The organism is Streptomyces sp. NPDC007907 (genome assembly GCF_042959365.1).
Lineage (GTDB): Bacteria > Actinomycetota > Actinomycetes > Streptomycetales > Streptomycetaceae > Streptomyces > Streptomyces indiaensis.
This window is the reverse complement of record NZ_JBIBKR010000001.1, coordinates 728387-741018: the sequence shown is the minus strand read 5'-3', so window position 1 is coordinate 741018 and position 12632 is coordinate 728387. Positions and strand designations below refer to the sequence as shown.

The 12632-nt window shown below is 72.7% G+C and carries 10 protein-coding genes; 7 read left to right on the top strand and 3 right to left on the bottom strand.

Annotated features, from left to right (window positions below; genetic code table 11):
* Positions 1-5: 5 nt before the first annotated feature.
* Together ACFZDI_RS03405 and ACFZDI_RS03400 are read right to left on the bottom strand one after the other, a co-directional pair.
* The gene (locus tag ACFZDI_RS03405) at positions 6-1619 is read right to left on the bottom strand and encodes an amidohydrolase family protein (RefSeq protein WP_391247426.1); all 1614 of its coding nucleotides are present in this window, start codon (positions 1617-1619) and stop codon (positions 6-8) included.
* Between the two features lie 11 nt (positions 1620-1630).
* Complete coding sequence (locus ACFZDI_RS03400) at positions 1631-2911, bottom strand: alanine racemase (RefSeq protein ID WP_391247424.1); 1281 nt, start codon at positions 2909-2911, stop codon at positions 1631-1633.
* Between the two features lie 135 nt (positions 2912-3046).
* Here ACFZDI_RS03400 and ACFZDI_RS03395 point away from each other — a divergent pair, with 135 nt between their 5' ends.
* From ACFZDI_RS03395 to ACFZDI_RS03375, 5 genes are all read left to right on the top strand, one after another.
* A complete protein-coding gene (locus tag ACFZDI_RS03395; protein WP_391247422.1) occupies positions 3047-4081 on the top strand; it encodes a PfkB family carbohydrate kinase in 1035 nt (344 codons plus the stop codon).
* Positions 4078-4839, top strand: a complete 762-nt coding sequence (locus ACFZDI_RS03390) for an IclR family transcriptional regulator (protein ID WP_234845511.1) — start codon at positions 4078-4080, stop codon at positions 4837-4839. The genes ACFZDI_RS03395 and ACFZDI_RS03390 overlap by 4 nt, the downstream gene beginning before the upstream one ends.
* Positions 4836-5246, top strand: a complete 411-nt coding sequence (locus ACFZDI_RS03385) for a RidA family protein (protein ID WP_344368630.1) — start codon at positions 4836-4838, stop codon at positions 5244-5246. The genes ACFZDI_RS03390 and ACFZDI_RS03385 overlap by 4 nt, the downstream gene beginning before the upstream one ends.
* A gap of 102 nt (positions 5247-5348) precedes the next feature.
* Positions 5349-6827, top strand: coding sequence for a gluconate:H+ symporter (locus ACFZDI_RS03380; RefSeq protein WP_391247419.1), 1479 nt, complete (start codon positions 5349-5351; stop codon positions 6825-6827).
* A gap of 65 nt (positions 6828-6892) precedes the next feature.
* A complete protein-coding gene (locus ACFZDI_RS03375; protein ID WP_391247417.1) occupies positions 6893-7399 on the top strand; it encodes a hypothetical protein in 507 nt (168 codons plus the stop codon).
* A gap of 22 nt (positions 7400-7421) precedes the next feature.
* Here the strand turns inward: ACFZDI_RS03375 and ACFZDI_RS03370 are convergent, their stop codons facing one another.
* The gene (locus ACFZDI_RS03370; protein WP_391247415.1) at positions 7422-8774 is read right to left on the bottom strand and encodes a M14 family zinc carboxypeptidase; all 1353 of its coding nucleotides are present in this window, start codon (positions 8772-8774) and stop codon (positions 7422-7424) included.
* 275 nt (positions 8775-9049) lie between these two features.
* Here ACFZDI_RS03370 and ACFZDI_RS03365 point away from each other — a divergent pair, with 275 nt between their 5' ends.
* Entirely contained in the window at positions 9050-11674 is a 2625-nt protein-coding gene (locus ACFZDI_RS03365) for a LuxR C-terminal-related transcriptional regulator (RefSeq protein WP_391247413.1), read from the top strand.
* The gene (locus tag ACFZDI_RS03360; protein WP_391247411.1) at positions 11671-12570 is read left to right on the top strand and encodes an anti-sigma factor RsbA family regulatory protein; all 900 of its coding nucleotides are present in this window, start codon (positions 11671-11673) and stop codon (positions 12568-12570) included. The genes ACFZDI_RS03365 and ACFZDI_RS03360 overlap by 4 nt, the downstream gene beginning before the upstream one ends.
* Positions 12571-12632 lie beyond the last annotated feature (62 nt).

Genomic DNA, 12632 nt, shown 5'->3' with positions numbered 1-12632 from the left:
GGCGGTCATGCGTGGGGTGTCCTGCGGACCGCCCGGCCTGCCAGTACGTCCGTGCGCCGGCCGTCCTCGATCACGAACCGGCCGTCGACCAGGACGTACGGGATGCCCGTCGGGAGCGTGCGCGGCTCCGCGAACGTGGAGCCCGCCGCGACCGTCGCCGGGTCGAACAGCACCAGGTCGGCCTTGTACCCCTCGCGGACCAGGCCCCGGTCGGGCAGCCGGAGCCGCGCCGCCGGGCGGGACGTGAGGTGCGCGACGCACTCCTCCAGCGACAGCACCCCCAAAACCCTGACGTAGTGCCCGAGATAGTGCGGGAACGTGCCGTAGGCGCGCGGGTGCGGCTTCGCGCCCTGGAGGATGCCGTCCGAGCCGCCGGTGTGCACCCGGTGGCGCATGATCGCCCGGACGTTCTCCTCGTGCCCGACGTGCTGGAGGATCGTCGGGGCCAGCCGGTCGGCCAGCAGCAGCCCGCGCGCGGTCACCCACGGCTCCTCGCCCCGCAGCGCCGCGGACTCCGCGACCGTCCGGCCGACGGCATCGGCCAGGGCCGGGTCGTTCACGCCGGAGATCTCGATGGTGTCCCACTCGACGGGCACGCCGTGGCAGCCGTCCGAGCCGGTGACCTCCAGGTGGTGGCGGATGCGCTCCGCCGTCTCCTCGTCCGCCAGCCGCTTCAGCGTCGCCTCGGGACCGCCTTCGCTCGCCCAGCTCGGCAGCACGGCCGCCAGCGTCGTACAGCCCGGGGTGTACGGATAGGTGTCGAGGCTGATGTCGGACCCGGCCGCGAGCGCCTCGTCCAGCAGGGCCAGCAGCTCCGGGGCCCGGCCCTTGTTCACGCCGAAGTTCATGGTGGCGTGGGCGAGATGGAGGGAGCAGCCCGCCTCCCGGGTCAGTGCGACCATCTCCTCGTACGCCTGGAGGGCCCCGGCCCCGTAGGAGCGGTGGTGCGGGCAGTAGTAGCCGCCGTACGACGCCACCACCCGGCACAGCTCGGTCAGTTCGGCGTCAGGCGCGTACATGCCCGGCGTGTACGTCAGCCCCGAGGACATGCCGACGGCGCCCTGCTCCATGCCCTCGGCGACCAGCCGGCGCATCCGGTCCAGCTCGTCCGGGCTCGCCCCGCGGTCCTCCCAGCCGACGGCCAGTGCCCGGACCGTGCCCTGCGGGATCAGGTAGGCCGCGTTCACGGCGATCCCGCGGTCCAGCCGGTCCAGGTACTCACCGACCGTGCGCCAGTCGAAGTCGATGTCGTCACCGGGGCCGTTCCACCCGGCGATCGCCCGCCGCACCTCGCCGAGCGTGCGGTCGTCGACCGGCGCGTACGACAGCCCGTCCTGGCCGATGACTTCCAGGGTGACGCCCTGCGCGGCCTTGGCGCTGTGGTCGGGGTCGCGCAGCAGCGCCAGGTCGCTGTGGGCGTGCATGTCGACGAAGCCGGGGGAGAGGACCAGGCCCTCGGCGTCCAGCTCCCGGCGGGCCTTCGGCCGCTGGCAGCCGGCCGCCGCGGCCTCCTTGACGATGCCGACGATCCGGCCGCCGTCGACCACGACGTCGGCCCGGTAGGCGTCCGCGCCGGAGCCGTCGACGACGTCGGCGTCCCGGATGACGAGCTCCTCCATCACCCGGCCTCCTAGAAGAACGTGCGGACGTAGTCGACGACCGTGCCGTCCGCCTCCGCGACGGGGATCAGTTGCCACTTGTCGAACGAGGTGCACGGGTGGGACAGCCCGAGCCCCACCCAGTCGCCGACCTCCAGGTCCGCCTCCGGCGTGGTGGTGAGCCAGGCGTGCTGGTCGGACAGGGCCGTCACCGAGACGCCGGTGGCCGGGCGCTCGGCGCCGTCCCGGCGGATCACCTGGGCGAAGGGCAGATCGAGGTCGTAGGCCGCGTCCCGCTTGCCCGCGTTGACGAAGGCCTGCTCGGCCGACGGCCGCGACACCACCTGCGTCCACAGCCGGAACGCCGGCTCCAGGGCGCCCTCCTCGGGGACCCGGTTGAACGGCGTCAGCTTGCGGTAGTGGCCGTCGTCGTGCGAGACGTAGGCGCCCGAGCGCAGCAACTTCAGCACCGGCAGGGACAGTTCGGGGACCCCCGCGAAGACCTCCGCGACCGCGTCGAACCAGGCGCTGCCGCCCGCGCTGACCACGATCTCGTCCAGGCCCGCGAAACGGCCCGCCTTGTCGAAGTCGGCGGCGAGCGCGACCAGCCGCCGCAGCCAGGCCGTCACCCGCTCGGTGTCGGCCTTCGGCACCTCGCCCTCGTAGCCCGCGACGCCGACCAGCCGCAGCGTCCACGTGCCCGCCACCGCGTCCGCGACCGCCGCGCACTCGGTCTCCGTGCGGACACCGGTGCGGGCGCCCTCACCGGCGGCGAGCTCGACGACGACGTCCACCGGGCGGGTGGCGCCCGCGTCCCGCAGCGCGGCGTCCATCAGCTCGACGCCGCGCACCGAGTCGACGTAACAGACCAGTGCGAAGTCCGGGTCGGCGTCCAGCTCGGCCGCGATCCACCGCAGGGCCGCCCCGTCGACCAGCTCGTTCGCGAGGAACACCCGCCGGGTCCCGAACGCCCGCGCCACCCGCACCTGGTGCGGCACGGCCAGGGTGATGCCCCACGCCCCGTACTCGATCTGCCGCTGGAACAGCTGCGGCGCCATGGAGGTCTTGCCGTGCGGCGCGAAGGCCAGGCCGTGGCGTGCCGCGTAGGTCTCCATGAGCTTCAGGTTGTGCTCCAGGCGTTCGGCGGACAGTGCGAGCACGGGCGTGGCGAAGCCGCCGGTGAACAGGTTGCGGCGCTGACCGGCCAGCTCGGCGACGGTCAGGCCGTCGGCGTCCGGCGGGAGGCCCTTGAAGCGGTGGTCGACGCGCTCGGCGGCGAGCCGGGCGAGGGACTGAGCGGTGTCGGCCGTCATGAAGCCTCCCTGATCTGCGGCGTTGCAGTGTCTGCAACTTTCATTGCGTATGTCGCTGAACGCTGTCTAACATCTCGGCCACCCCCGGTCAATGGAACCGCCGCCCACCGACCTCGCAGAGGAGCTACGAGCATCGTGACCCCCACCGGACCGTGTGACGCCCCCGACGTCGTGGACGTCGTCGCGCTCGGCGAGTCCATGGTCACGTTCCTGCCCTCCCGGCCGGGACGCCTCGCCGACGTGCCGTCCTTCGAGCGGGGGATCGGCGGGGCGGAGTCGAACGTGGCGTGCGTGCTGGCCGCCGCCGGGCACTCCGCGCGGTGGATCAGCAAGGTGGGGGACGACGCCTTCGGCGATCACCTGGTCGAGACGATCGGCGCCTACGGGGTCGACGTGGCCCACGTCCGGCGCGACCCCGGCCGCCCCACCGGCATCTACTTCCGCACCGCCGGGGACCGGGCCGGCGACGCCCACGAAGTGGCCTACTACCGGGCCGGTTCCGCGGCCTCCGCGATGAGCGCCACGGACCCCGACCCGGCGGCCGTGCGCGCCGGGCGCGTGCTGCACCTGTCCGGCATCACCGCGGCGCTGTCCGGAACCTGCCTCGACCTGATGTGCGAGCTGACCACCCGCCGCCCCGGCCGCCCCCTCGTCTCCTTCGACGTCAACCACCGCCCCGGACTGTGGCGCGACACCGACGCCCCGACGGTCCTGCGCGACCTCGCCCGGGGCGCGGACCTCGTGTTCGTCGGACAGGACGAGGCCTGGGGGCTGCACAGCGCCGAAGCCGTCCGCGCCGCCCTGCCCGAACCCGAGGTGCTGGTCGTCAAACAGGGTGCCGCCGGAGCCACCGTCTTCCACGACAGCGAGGTCACCTTCGTCCCCGCACCCCGGGTCGACGTCGTCGTCGCCGTCGGCGCCGGAGACGCCTTCGCCGCCGGGTTCCTCTCCGCCACCCTGCGCGGGCTGCCCGTGCGGGACCGGCTGCGGCACGGGCACCTGATGGCCGCCGCGGCGCTCACCGTGCCCGGTGACCTCGCCACACCACCCGCACGGGAGCACGCCGACCGCCTCGCCGCCCTGGACGACGCGGCATGGGGGAGACTGCGACTCGGCCCGGGCTGGACCGAGGAGACACAGCGGGCCGACGAGGAGGTACGAACGCCATGAGCCAGACCGTCGACCGCGCGCTGAGCATCCTGCCGCTGCTCGCCGAGGGCCCCGCCGACCTGGGGCAGGTCGCCGACCGCCTCGGCGTGCACAAGTCCACGGCCCTGCGCCTGCTGCGCACCCTCCACGAGCACGGGCTCGTCTACCGCCAGTCCGACCAGCGCTACCGCCTCGGCGCCCGGCTCTTCGCCCTCGCCCAGGAGGCCATGGAGAACCTCGACGTCCGCGAGATCGCCCACCCCCACCTGATCCGCCTCAACGAGAGCTGCGGACACACCGTGCACCTCGCCGTGTACGAGGAGAACGAGGTCCTCTACATCGACAAGGTCGAGAGCCGCTACCCGGTGCGCATGTACTCCCGCATCGGCAAGCCCGTCGCCCTCACCGTCGCCGCGGTCGCCAAACTGCTGCTGGCCGACCTTCCCGAGCACGAGCGGCGGGCGGTCGCGGAGAAGCTCGACTACCCCAGTTACACGCCCCGTTCGACCCCCAACGCCACCGCGTTCCTGCGCGAGCTGGAGAAGGTGCGCGAACAGGGCTGGGCCACCGACCTCGGCGGCCACGAGGAGTCCATCAACTGCGTCGCGGCGCCCATCCGCGGCGCCGACGGCCGGGTCGTCGCCGCGATGTCGGTCTCCGCGCCGAACGTCGTCGTCACCGCCGACGAACTCCTCACCCTCCTGCCGCTGGTGCGCCGTACGGCGGACGCCATCAGCGGCGAGTACTCCGGCAGGACACCAGTGAAGGGCACCGTATGACGGACAAGATCGCACTCACCCCGAAGACCCACACCACCCCGCCGGCGAAGTTCTCCCACGGGGTGAGGAAGGGCAACATCCTCCAGGTCGCCGGCCAGGTCGGCTTCCTGCCCGCCGAGGAGGGCAAGGCCCCCACCCCCGCCGGACCCACCCTGCGCGCGCAGACCCTCCAGACCCTGGCCAACGTCAAGGCCGTCCTGGAGGAGGGCGGCGCCTCCTGGGACGACGTGATGATGATCCGCGTCTACCTGACGGACGTGGCCCACTTCGCCGAGATGAACGACATCTACAACACGTACTTCGAGGAGCAGGGTCTCACCCAGCCGCCCGCCGCGCGCACGACCGTCTACGTCGGTCTCCCCGCGGGCCTCCTGATCGAGATCGACGCGCTGGCCGTCCTCGGCTGACCCACCCCCACCCCCGCCTCACCCGGGCGCGGCGCCACCGATGCGCCGCGCCGCGCTCCCCCCTACCCAGAAACCGCATGCACTTACGCAGAGGACCCCCGAATGTCCCCTTCGCTCGCCGCGTCCGCCCCCGCCGAGACCCCGCCCCACACGGGAGGACTTCTCCTCCTCGTCGACGGCACGGCCGGACTCCTGCTCACCGCGGCGCTGGGCATCGCGCTGCTGCTGTTCCTCATCATCAAGATGAGACTCCAGCCGTTCGTCGCCCTGCTGGCTGTCTCCATAGCCGTCGGCCTCGCCGCCGGCCTGTCCGTCACCGAACTCTTCGGCACGGTCCAGAAGTCCGACGCCGTCTCCACCATCGAGTCCGGCATGGGCGGCATCCTCGGCCATGTCGCCATCATCATCGGCCTGGGCACCATGCTCGGCGCCATCCTCGAAGTCAGCGGCGGCGCCGAGGTACTGGCGAGGCGTCTGCTCGGCCTGTTCGGCGAGAAACGCGCCCCGCTCGCCATGGGCCTCACGGGCCTGATCTTCGGCATCCCGGTCTTCTTCGACGTCGGCATCTTCGTCCTGGCGCCCATCGTCTACGCCGCCGCCAAACGGTCCGGCAAGTCGATCCTGCTCTACTGCCTGCCGCTGCTCGCGGGCCTGTCGGTCACCCATGCCTTCCTGCCGCCGCACCCCGGCCCGGTCGCCGCGGCCGGTCTCCTCCATGTCGACCTCGGCTGGGTCATCCTCATGGGCATCGTGTGCGGTCTGCCCGCCGTGGTGGCCGCCTGGGCCTACGCGGCGTGGATCGGCCGCCGCATCTTCGTCCCCGTGCCGCAGGACATGGTCGAGGCGGCCGAGGAGGCCAAGCAGTCCGTCGTCGACGAGCAGCGGGCCGCCGGCGTCGCGCCCAGCGAGCAGCCGGTGTCCCTCGGCACGGTCCTCGGCATCATCGGCACCCCGCTGGTGCTCATCCTCGCGGCGACCTTCTCCTCGATCGCCCTGGACCCCTCGACCCCGCGCTCGGTGATCGAGTTCTTCGGCAACCCGTTCGTGGCGCTGACGATCGCCCTGTTCCTCGCCTACTACCTGCTCGGCATCCGCCGCGGCTGGTCCCGCAAGTCCCTGGAGACGGTGTCCACCGCGTCCCTCAAGCCGGTCGGCAACATCCTGCTGGTGGTCGGCGCGGGCGGCATCTTCGGCGCGGTCCTCAAGGCCAGCGGCGTCGCCCAGGCCCTCTCGGACACCTTCCACGACGTGGGCCTGCCGGTGCTGGTCCTGTCGTACCTGATCTCCGTCGTCCTGCGAGTGGCCCAGGGCTCGGCGACGGTGGCGATCGTGACGACGGCGGGCATCGTGGCCCCGCTCCTGTCCGAGGGGGATCACTCCCAGGCCTTCGTCGCCCTGGTCATCATGGCCATCTCGGCCGGCTCCATCTTCGCCTCGCACGTCAACGACGGGGGCTTCTGGATGGTCGCGAAGTACTTCGGCATCAGCGAGCGGGACACCCTCAAGACCTGGACGGTGCTGGAGAGCGTGCTGTCGGTGGCGGGGTTCGCGGTGGCGGCGGTACTGAGCCTGTTCGTGTAGGCAACTGATAACGATGCCGGGGCCGACTGTGTGCCGCACAGGTTTCTCGACCATACTTCTGCGCTGTGGAGCAGCGCATAGGTTCGAGCAGCCAGCCCCTGGAAGGCGCCGGATTCGACCCGGCCTTCATCCCCGGGCTCACCTCACCCGTGTCCGAACGGGCAAAGGACGAGCCGGAGAAGGAGCCTCGGGTCGCCGAGGCCGAGACGGCCGAGGAGGCAACCTCCGAGCAGGAGGAGACGGAGCAGGCGTCCCCCTCCGAGCCGGAGAAGGACGCCCCGGCCGACGGCCCCGTCTTCGAGGCGTCCGACCGCCGCGCCCGGCTGGTCGCCGACCACAGAGGCGTGCGCATGGCCCTGGACGACCAGGAGTGCGAGTTCCGCTGGGACGAGATCGGCGCGGTGGAGACGGAGACGGCCCGCTTCGGCAAGCGGTACACCGTCACCGTCCACACCCCTGACCGGCGCTGGTACCCGATCGAGATCGAGGCGCCGGCCAGGAGCCACTTCAAGGAGTGGGACGAACAGTTGGACGCGGTCCTCGACGCCTACTTCGAGGAGAACGCCGAGTAAGGGGCGCGAGGAACCGCGCACCTCAGCCGCAGTACTGAGTTTCCTTCCCGATGGACCTGTACATGCAGTCGGCGTTCTCCAGCAACTGCAGGACCGCATCGCGGTTACGGGAGGTCTCCCGCTCGATCACCTCGTCGGGCGGGTAGAACCCACCCCCACCGGACCGGGGGTACATCTCGAAGGTGTACGCGAAGATCTTGTGCGTGCCCCAGAGGTAGTCGTCGATCGACCCGTCCGTGATGTACAGGTCGCTGGACTGCTCCGCCGTGTACCCGTTGCTCGCGGCCATCTTCCGCCCGACCGCCTTGAACGCCGCGTTGTCGTCCGCGGTCATCCCGGTCGTCGTGTCGGAGTACGTGTAGCCGAACGGCCACAGCACCAGCTCGCTGTAGGTGTGGAAGTCGACCCCCGCCTTGATCTGCTGCGTGCCGCCGACGACCCGGCTGCGCACGAAGTCGGAGACGACCTTCACCTCGGGCGCGGACTCCGCCGCCGAGCCCCGGTACGTCTCGGACGACGTGGAGCCCGAGGAACCGCCGCAGCAGCCCCAGCGGTAGTTCCAGTTGCGGTTCAGGTCCGTACCGACGTACGACGAACCGGAGTTGGGCTGCCGGTTCTTGCGCCAGGAGCGGTAGGAGCCGGTCGCGATGTCGTACTCGCCGCCGTCCGGGTTGAGGTCCGGGACGATCCAGATCTCCCGGTTGTTCACCATGCTGGTCACACGTGAGTCGGAGCCGTAGTCGGAGGTCAGCTCGCGCAGCAGGTAGAGCGCCATCTCGACGGTCAGGTGCTCGCGGGCGTGCTGGTGGTGCGTGAACAGCACCTCCGGCTCGGACTCATCGGTGCCGACGTTGTCGCTGATCTTGATGGCGACGATGTTCCGGCCCTGGTAGGACGTGCCGATCACGCGTTGGCTCGCGATGGAGGGGTTGGCCGAGACGATCGAGTTGATCTCGTTCGTCATCTCCGCGTAGTTGTGGTACTTCGAGTCGGCCGACGGGAAGTCGAGGAGCCGGACGTCGTCCTCGCCGGCGGACCGGTCGGGCACCGCGCCGAGCGGGGAGACCTCGTAGCCCTGCGCGCGCAGCTTCCTGATCTGGTCGGCACGGCCGGAGACCACGACGCCGTGCGAGTGGACCTCGTCCACGCTCACGCCGGTGCGCTGAAGTGCCGTACGGTCCGCGGCCGTCGAGCGCAGGTGGATCTCGTACTGCCGGACGTCGTCGGCCGAGGCGGCCGGCATGCGGGCGCTGTCGGCGGCGGCGTCGTCCGTGGTCGCGGACAGGGGGGCCGCGAGGGCGAGGGCGAGGAGCCCTGCGAGGGCGGCGGTGCGTCTGCCGGTGCGGGCACCGGCGCCTCGTGTGCGAAGTCGCATGAAATCTCCTTGTGGGAGGTGGGGTTGTTCCGTGCGACGTACGTGTGCGGGTGGCGCATATCGTTCTGCTGATGGCATGAGCAGGTCAAGACTGAAAGCAGCCGCGCAGTGTACGCGTGTGGTGTCGCGGTCGAGGTGTCACAGCCGAAGTGCACTCGCAGGTGTGGCCCCGGCGTGCATATATGTACGCGACTTCGACACAGTGAGGGGCCGCGCACACGGAGCCGGAGTGTCCGGATCCCCGGACTCACACCCGTTCAGAGGACTGGCTGATCATGGGCGGATCAGCGCCACGACAGGACCACCACCTGCCGGCCGAGACGACCAGCTTCGTCGACCGGCGTGGCGAACTGACCCAGGGCCGTGAACTGCTGGCCCGGGCCCGCCTGGTGACGCTGACCGGGCCGGGTGGCGTCGGCAAGACCCGGCTCGCCGCCCGCATCGCGGCCCGGGTGCGGCGCGCCTTTCCCGACGGCGTGCGCTATGTGCACCTGTCCGGACTGCACGACCCGGCCCTCGTCCCGCTCGCCGCCGCCGACGCGCTCGGGCTCCACGACCGCTCCGCCCAGCCGCCCCTGGACGCCCTCGTCGACCAGGTGCGGGACCGGCGGCTGCTGCTGGTCGTCGACAACTGCGAGCACCTGACGGACGCGTGTGCCCGGCTCGCCGCGGCCCTGCTGCACGGCACCGAGGGCGTCCGGATCCTCGCCACCAGCCGCCACCGGCTCGGCCTCACCGAGGAGCACCTGCTGGAGGTACGGCCGCTGCCGGTGCCCGACCCGGACGGCGACCTGTCCGCCGCCGAGGGCTACCCGGCCCTCACCCTCTTCGCCGACCGGGCCGCCGCCGTCGTGCCCGGCTTCCGCCTCACCCCCGCCAACCGCGCCTCCGTCGCCCGGCTGTGCCATCGCCTGGACGGCCTGCCCCTGGCCATCGAACTCGCCGCCGTCCGCATGCGGGTCCTCGACGTCGACCAGCTCCTGGACCGCCTGGACGACCGCTACCGCTTCCTCACCACCGGCAGCCCCGTGGCCCTGCCCCGGCACCAGACCCTGCGCGCGGCCGTCGCGTGGAGCCACGACCTGTGCACCCTGCCCGAGCAGACGGTGTGGGCCCGGTTGTCGGTCCTGGCGGGCACCTTCGACCTGGAGACGGCGGAGGCGGTCTGCGCGGACGTCCCCCCGGAGGGCGACACCAGGCCCGTGACGGACACCGGATGGCGAGGTCCGCACCCGGTACTGCCGGCCCCTCGCCGGGACGCCCCGGCCGCACTTCCCCGGCCCGCGACAGCACCTGCCGGGACCGTGGAGGCATCGGGCGCGCCTCCTCGGTCCGCGACAGCACCCGCCGGGACCGTGGACGCCTCGGCCGCACAGCCCCGGCCCGCCGCAGCACCCGCCGGGACCGTCGCCCTGGTCTCCTCCGGCCCGGGGCTGTGCACGGACGACGTGCTGGAAGCCGTCGCCGGGCTCGTGGACAAGTCCGTGCTCTGCCGGGAGCCCGGGCCCGGCGGGGCGCGCTACCGGCTGCTCGACACCCTGCGGCAGTACGGACTGGAACAGTTACGGCGGGTCGCGGGGCAGGAGGAGGCCGCCCGGCGGCGGCAGCGCGACTGGATGGCACGGCGCGCCGAGACGTACGAGCGCGACTGGTTCGGGCCCGGCCAGCCGGAGACGGTCGCCCGGCTGCGCGCCGACCGGGACAACCTCCGCGCCGCCCTCGACTACAGCCTCTCCGCCCCCGGCGAGGCCCTCGCCGGACTGCGTCTCGCCGGTACGCTCTGGTTCCACTGGCACGCCTGCGGCGCCTCCCGCGAGGGCCTGTACTGGCTGGACCGGGCCCTGACCGCCGCCCCCGGACCGACCCGGGAACGGGCCCGCGGCCTGTGGGTCGCCGGGCTGCTGGCCGCCGCCAACCGGGACTTCCCCCGGGGCCACCGCCACGCCACCGAGGCCCTCGCCCTCGCCCGCACCCTCGGCGACGACGCGGAAGCCGCGCACGCCGAGTACGTCATCGGCGTCATCCGGCTGTTCGGCGACGATCTGCCCGGAGCGCTGCGGCACTTCGAGACCACCGTCGCCCGCGGCCCCGTGCCCGGCCGGCACCTCAGCCTCGCCGGCCTCGACCAGGTCGAACTCGCCTGCGCGCTGGCCTACCTGGGCGAGGCCGAACGGGCCGTCGAGGTCTGCGAGGAGGCTTTGAGGCTGTGCGAACGGCACGGCGAACAGTGGGTCCGCTCCTACGTGCTGCGCATCCTCGCCCTCGCCCACACCGTGCGCGGCGACCTGCCCCGGGCCGAACGGCACGCCCGCGAGGCCCTGCGGCTCAAACTCGCCGTCCACGACGTCATCGGCATCGCCCTCACCCTCGACCTGCTCGCGTCGATCGCCGCCGCCCGCGGCTCCCACGAGCAGGCCGCCGTCCTCCTCGGCGGCGCCGACCGCGTCTGGGCCGACATCGACACCGGTCGCTGGGGCTCCCACACCCTGAACTCCGTACGCCGGGACACCGAGGAGCGGGCGGGCCGGGCCCTCGGCCCCGAGGCGTTCGAGCGGGCCCATCTTCGGGGCAGGGCCCTGACCCTCGCGGAACTGGCCGGCCGGGAGCTGCAGGAGCCGGGCCGCCCGCACCCCGCGGAACCCGCCGCCCCGCCCCCGCACGACGACGGCACGGTCCGTCTGACCCGCCGTGAGACCGAGGTCGCCCAGCTCGTCGCCGAAGGCCTCGCCAACCAGCAGATCGCCGACCGCCTGGTGATCGCCCGCCGCACCGCCGAAGGCCATGTGGAACGCATCCTCGGCAAGCTCGGCTTCAGCAACCGCAGCCAGATCGCGGCCTGGGTGACGGCGCGGCGCTGCCCGAACCCCGCACGCATCCACCCACCCGAGGGGACCACGTGACCACCGCAGAACACCGCCCGTTCGACCACCGCATGGCCGTCTTCGACTCCGACGACGGGTTCCTGGCCGCCGCCCTGCCCTTCCTCGGCGAGGGACTCGGCGCCTCCGGCGAACCACCGCCGGTGGCCATCGCCGCCCCGCACCACCTCGACCTGCTGCGCGACGCCCTCGGCCCCGGCGCGAAGGGCGTCACCTGCATCCCGCACACCGACTGGTACACCGGCTCCGCCGCCAACGCCGTCGCCCGAGCCGCCACCTACCTCGCGGCGCACGCGGGCCCCGGCGGCCGGCTCCACCTCGTCATGGAACCCGTCTGGAGCGGCCGCGCCGGCCGCTCGGCCCGCGAGACCACCGAGTGGATCCGCTATGAGGCCCTGGCCAACCTCCTCTTCGCCCCCATGTCCACGACCGCCCTGTGCGCGTACGACACCCGCACCGCCGGACCTGCCGTCGTCGCCGCGGCCCGCCGCACCCACCCCGACACCGAGGTCTACGAGGACCCGCTGCGGCTCGCGGCCGAACTCGACGCCGTACCGCTGCCGTTGCCGCCGGACGGTGCGCTGCGCCTGCCGCAGCCGGACACCGCGGCCGTGCAGAGCTGGGCCGTGGGGCGGGGGCTGCCCGCGGCGGACGCCGAGCTGTTCGCCGGCGCCGTAGCGGAGAGCGCCGCGGCCCTCGCACCCCTCGGCGGCGACGTCCTGCTGTGGGGCGAGGGCCCCGGCTGCGTCTGCGAACTGCGCTCGACCCGCCGCCTCGACGACCCGCTCGCCGGCTTCGTCCCGCCGGCCGCCGACCCGGAACCGGGCCCGGGTCTGTGGTACGCGCGTCAGGTCTGCGCCTACGTGGACATCCGCGACGACGCCGACGGAGCGACGGTCCGCCTCCAGTACGCATAGCCGTCCCACCTGCGCAAGCAGGTAGGGGATCGGGTAGTCCTCCCCCTGCGCCGGACCGCCCC

What these genes read in the sequence shown, in the direction of transcription:
- ACFZDI_RS03405 (WP_391247426.1), bottom strand. Translation starts at nt 1,619, where the DNA reads ATGGAGGAGCTCGTCATCCGGGACGCCGACGTCGTCGACGGCTCCGGC.
- ACFZDI_RS03400 (WP_391247424.1), bottom strand. Translation starts at nt 2,911, where the DNA reads ATGACGGCCGACACCGCTCAGTCCCTCGCCCGGCTCGCCGCCGAGCGC.
- ACFZDI_RS03390 (WP_234845511.1), top strand. Translation starts at nt 4,078, where the DNA reads ATGAGCCAGACCGTCGACCGCGCGCTGAGCATCCTGCCGCTGCTCGCC.
- ACFZDI_RS03385 (WP_344368630.1), top strand. Translation starts at nt 4,836, where the DNA reads ATGACGGACAAGATCGCACTCACCCCGAAGACCCACACCACCCCGCCG.
- ACFZDI_RS03380 (WP_391247419.1), top strand. Translation starts at nt 5,349, where the DNA reads ATGTCCCCTTCGCTCGCCGCGTCCGCCCCCGCCGAGACCCCGCCCCAC.
- ACFZDI_RS03370 (WP_391247415.1), bottom strand. Translation starts at nt 8,774, where the DNA reads ATGCGACTTCGCACACGAGGCGCCGGTGCCCGCACCGGCAGACGCACC.
- ACFZDI_RS03365 (WP_391247413.1), top strand. Translation starts at nt 9,050, where the DNA reads ATGGGCGGATCAGCGCCACGACAGGACCACCACCTGCCGGCCGAGACG.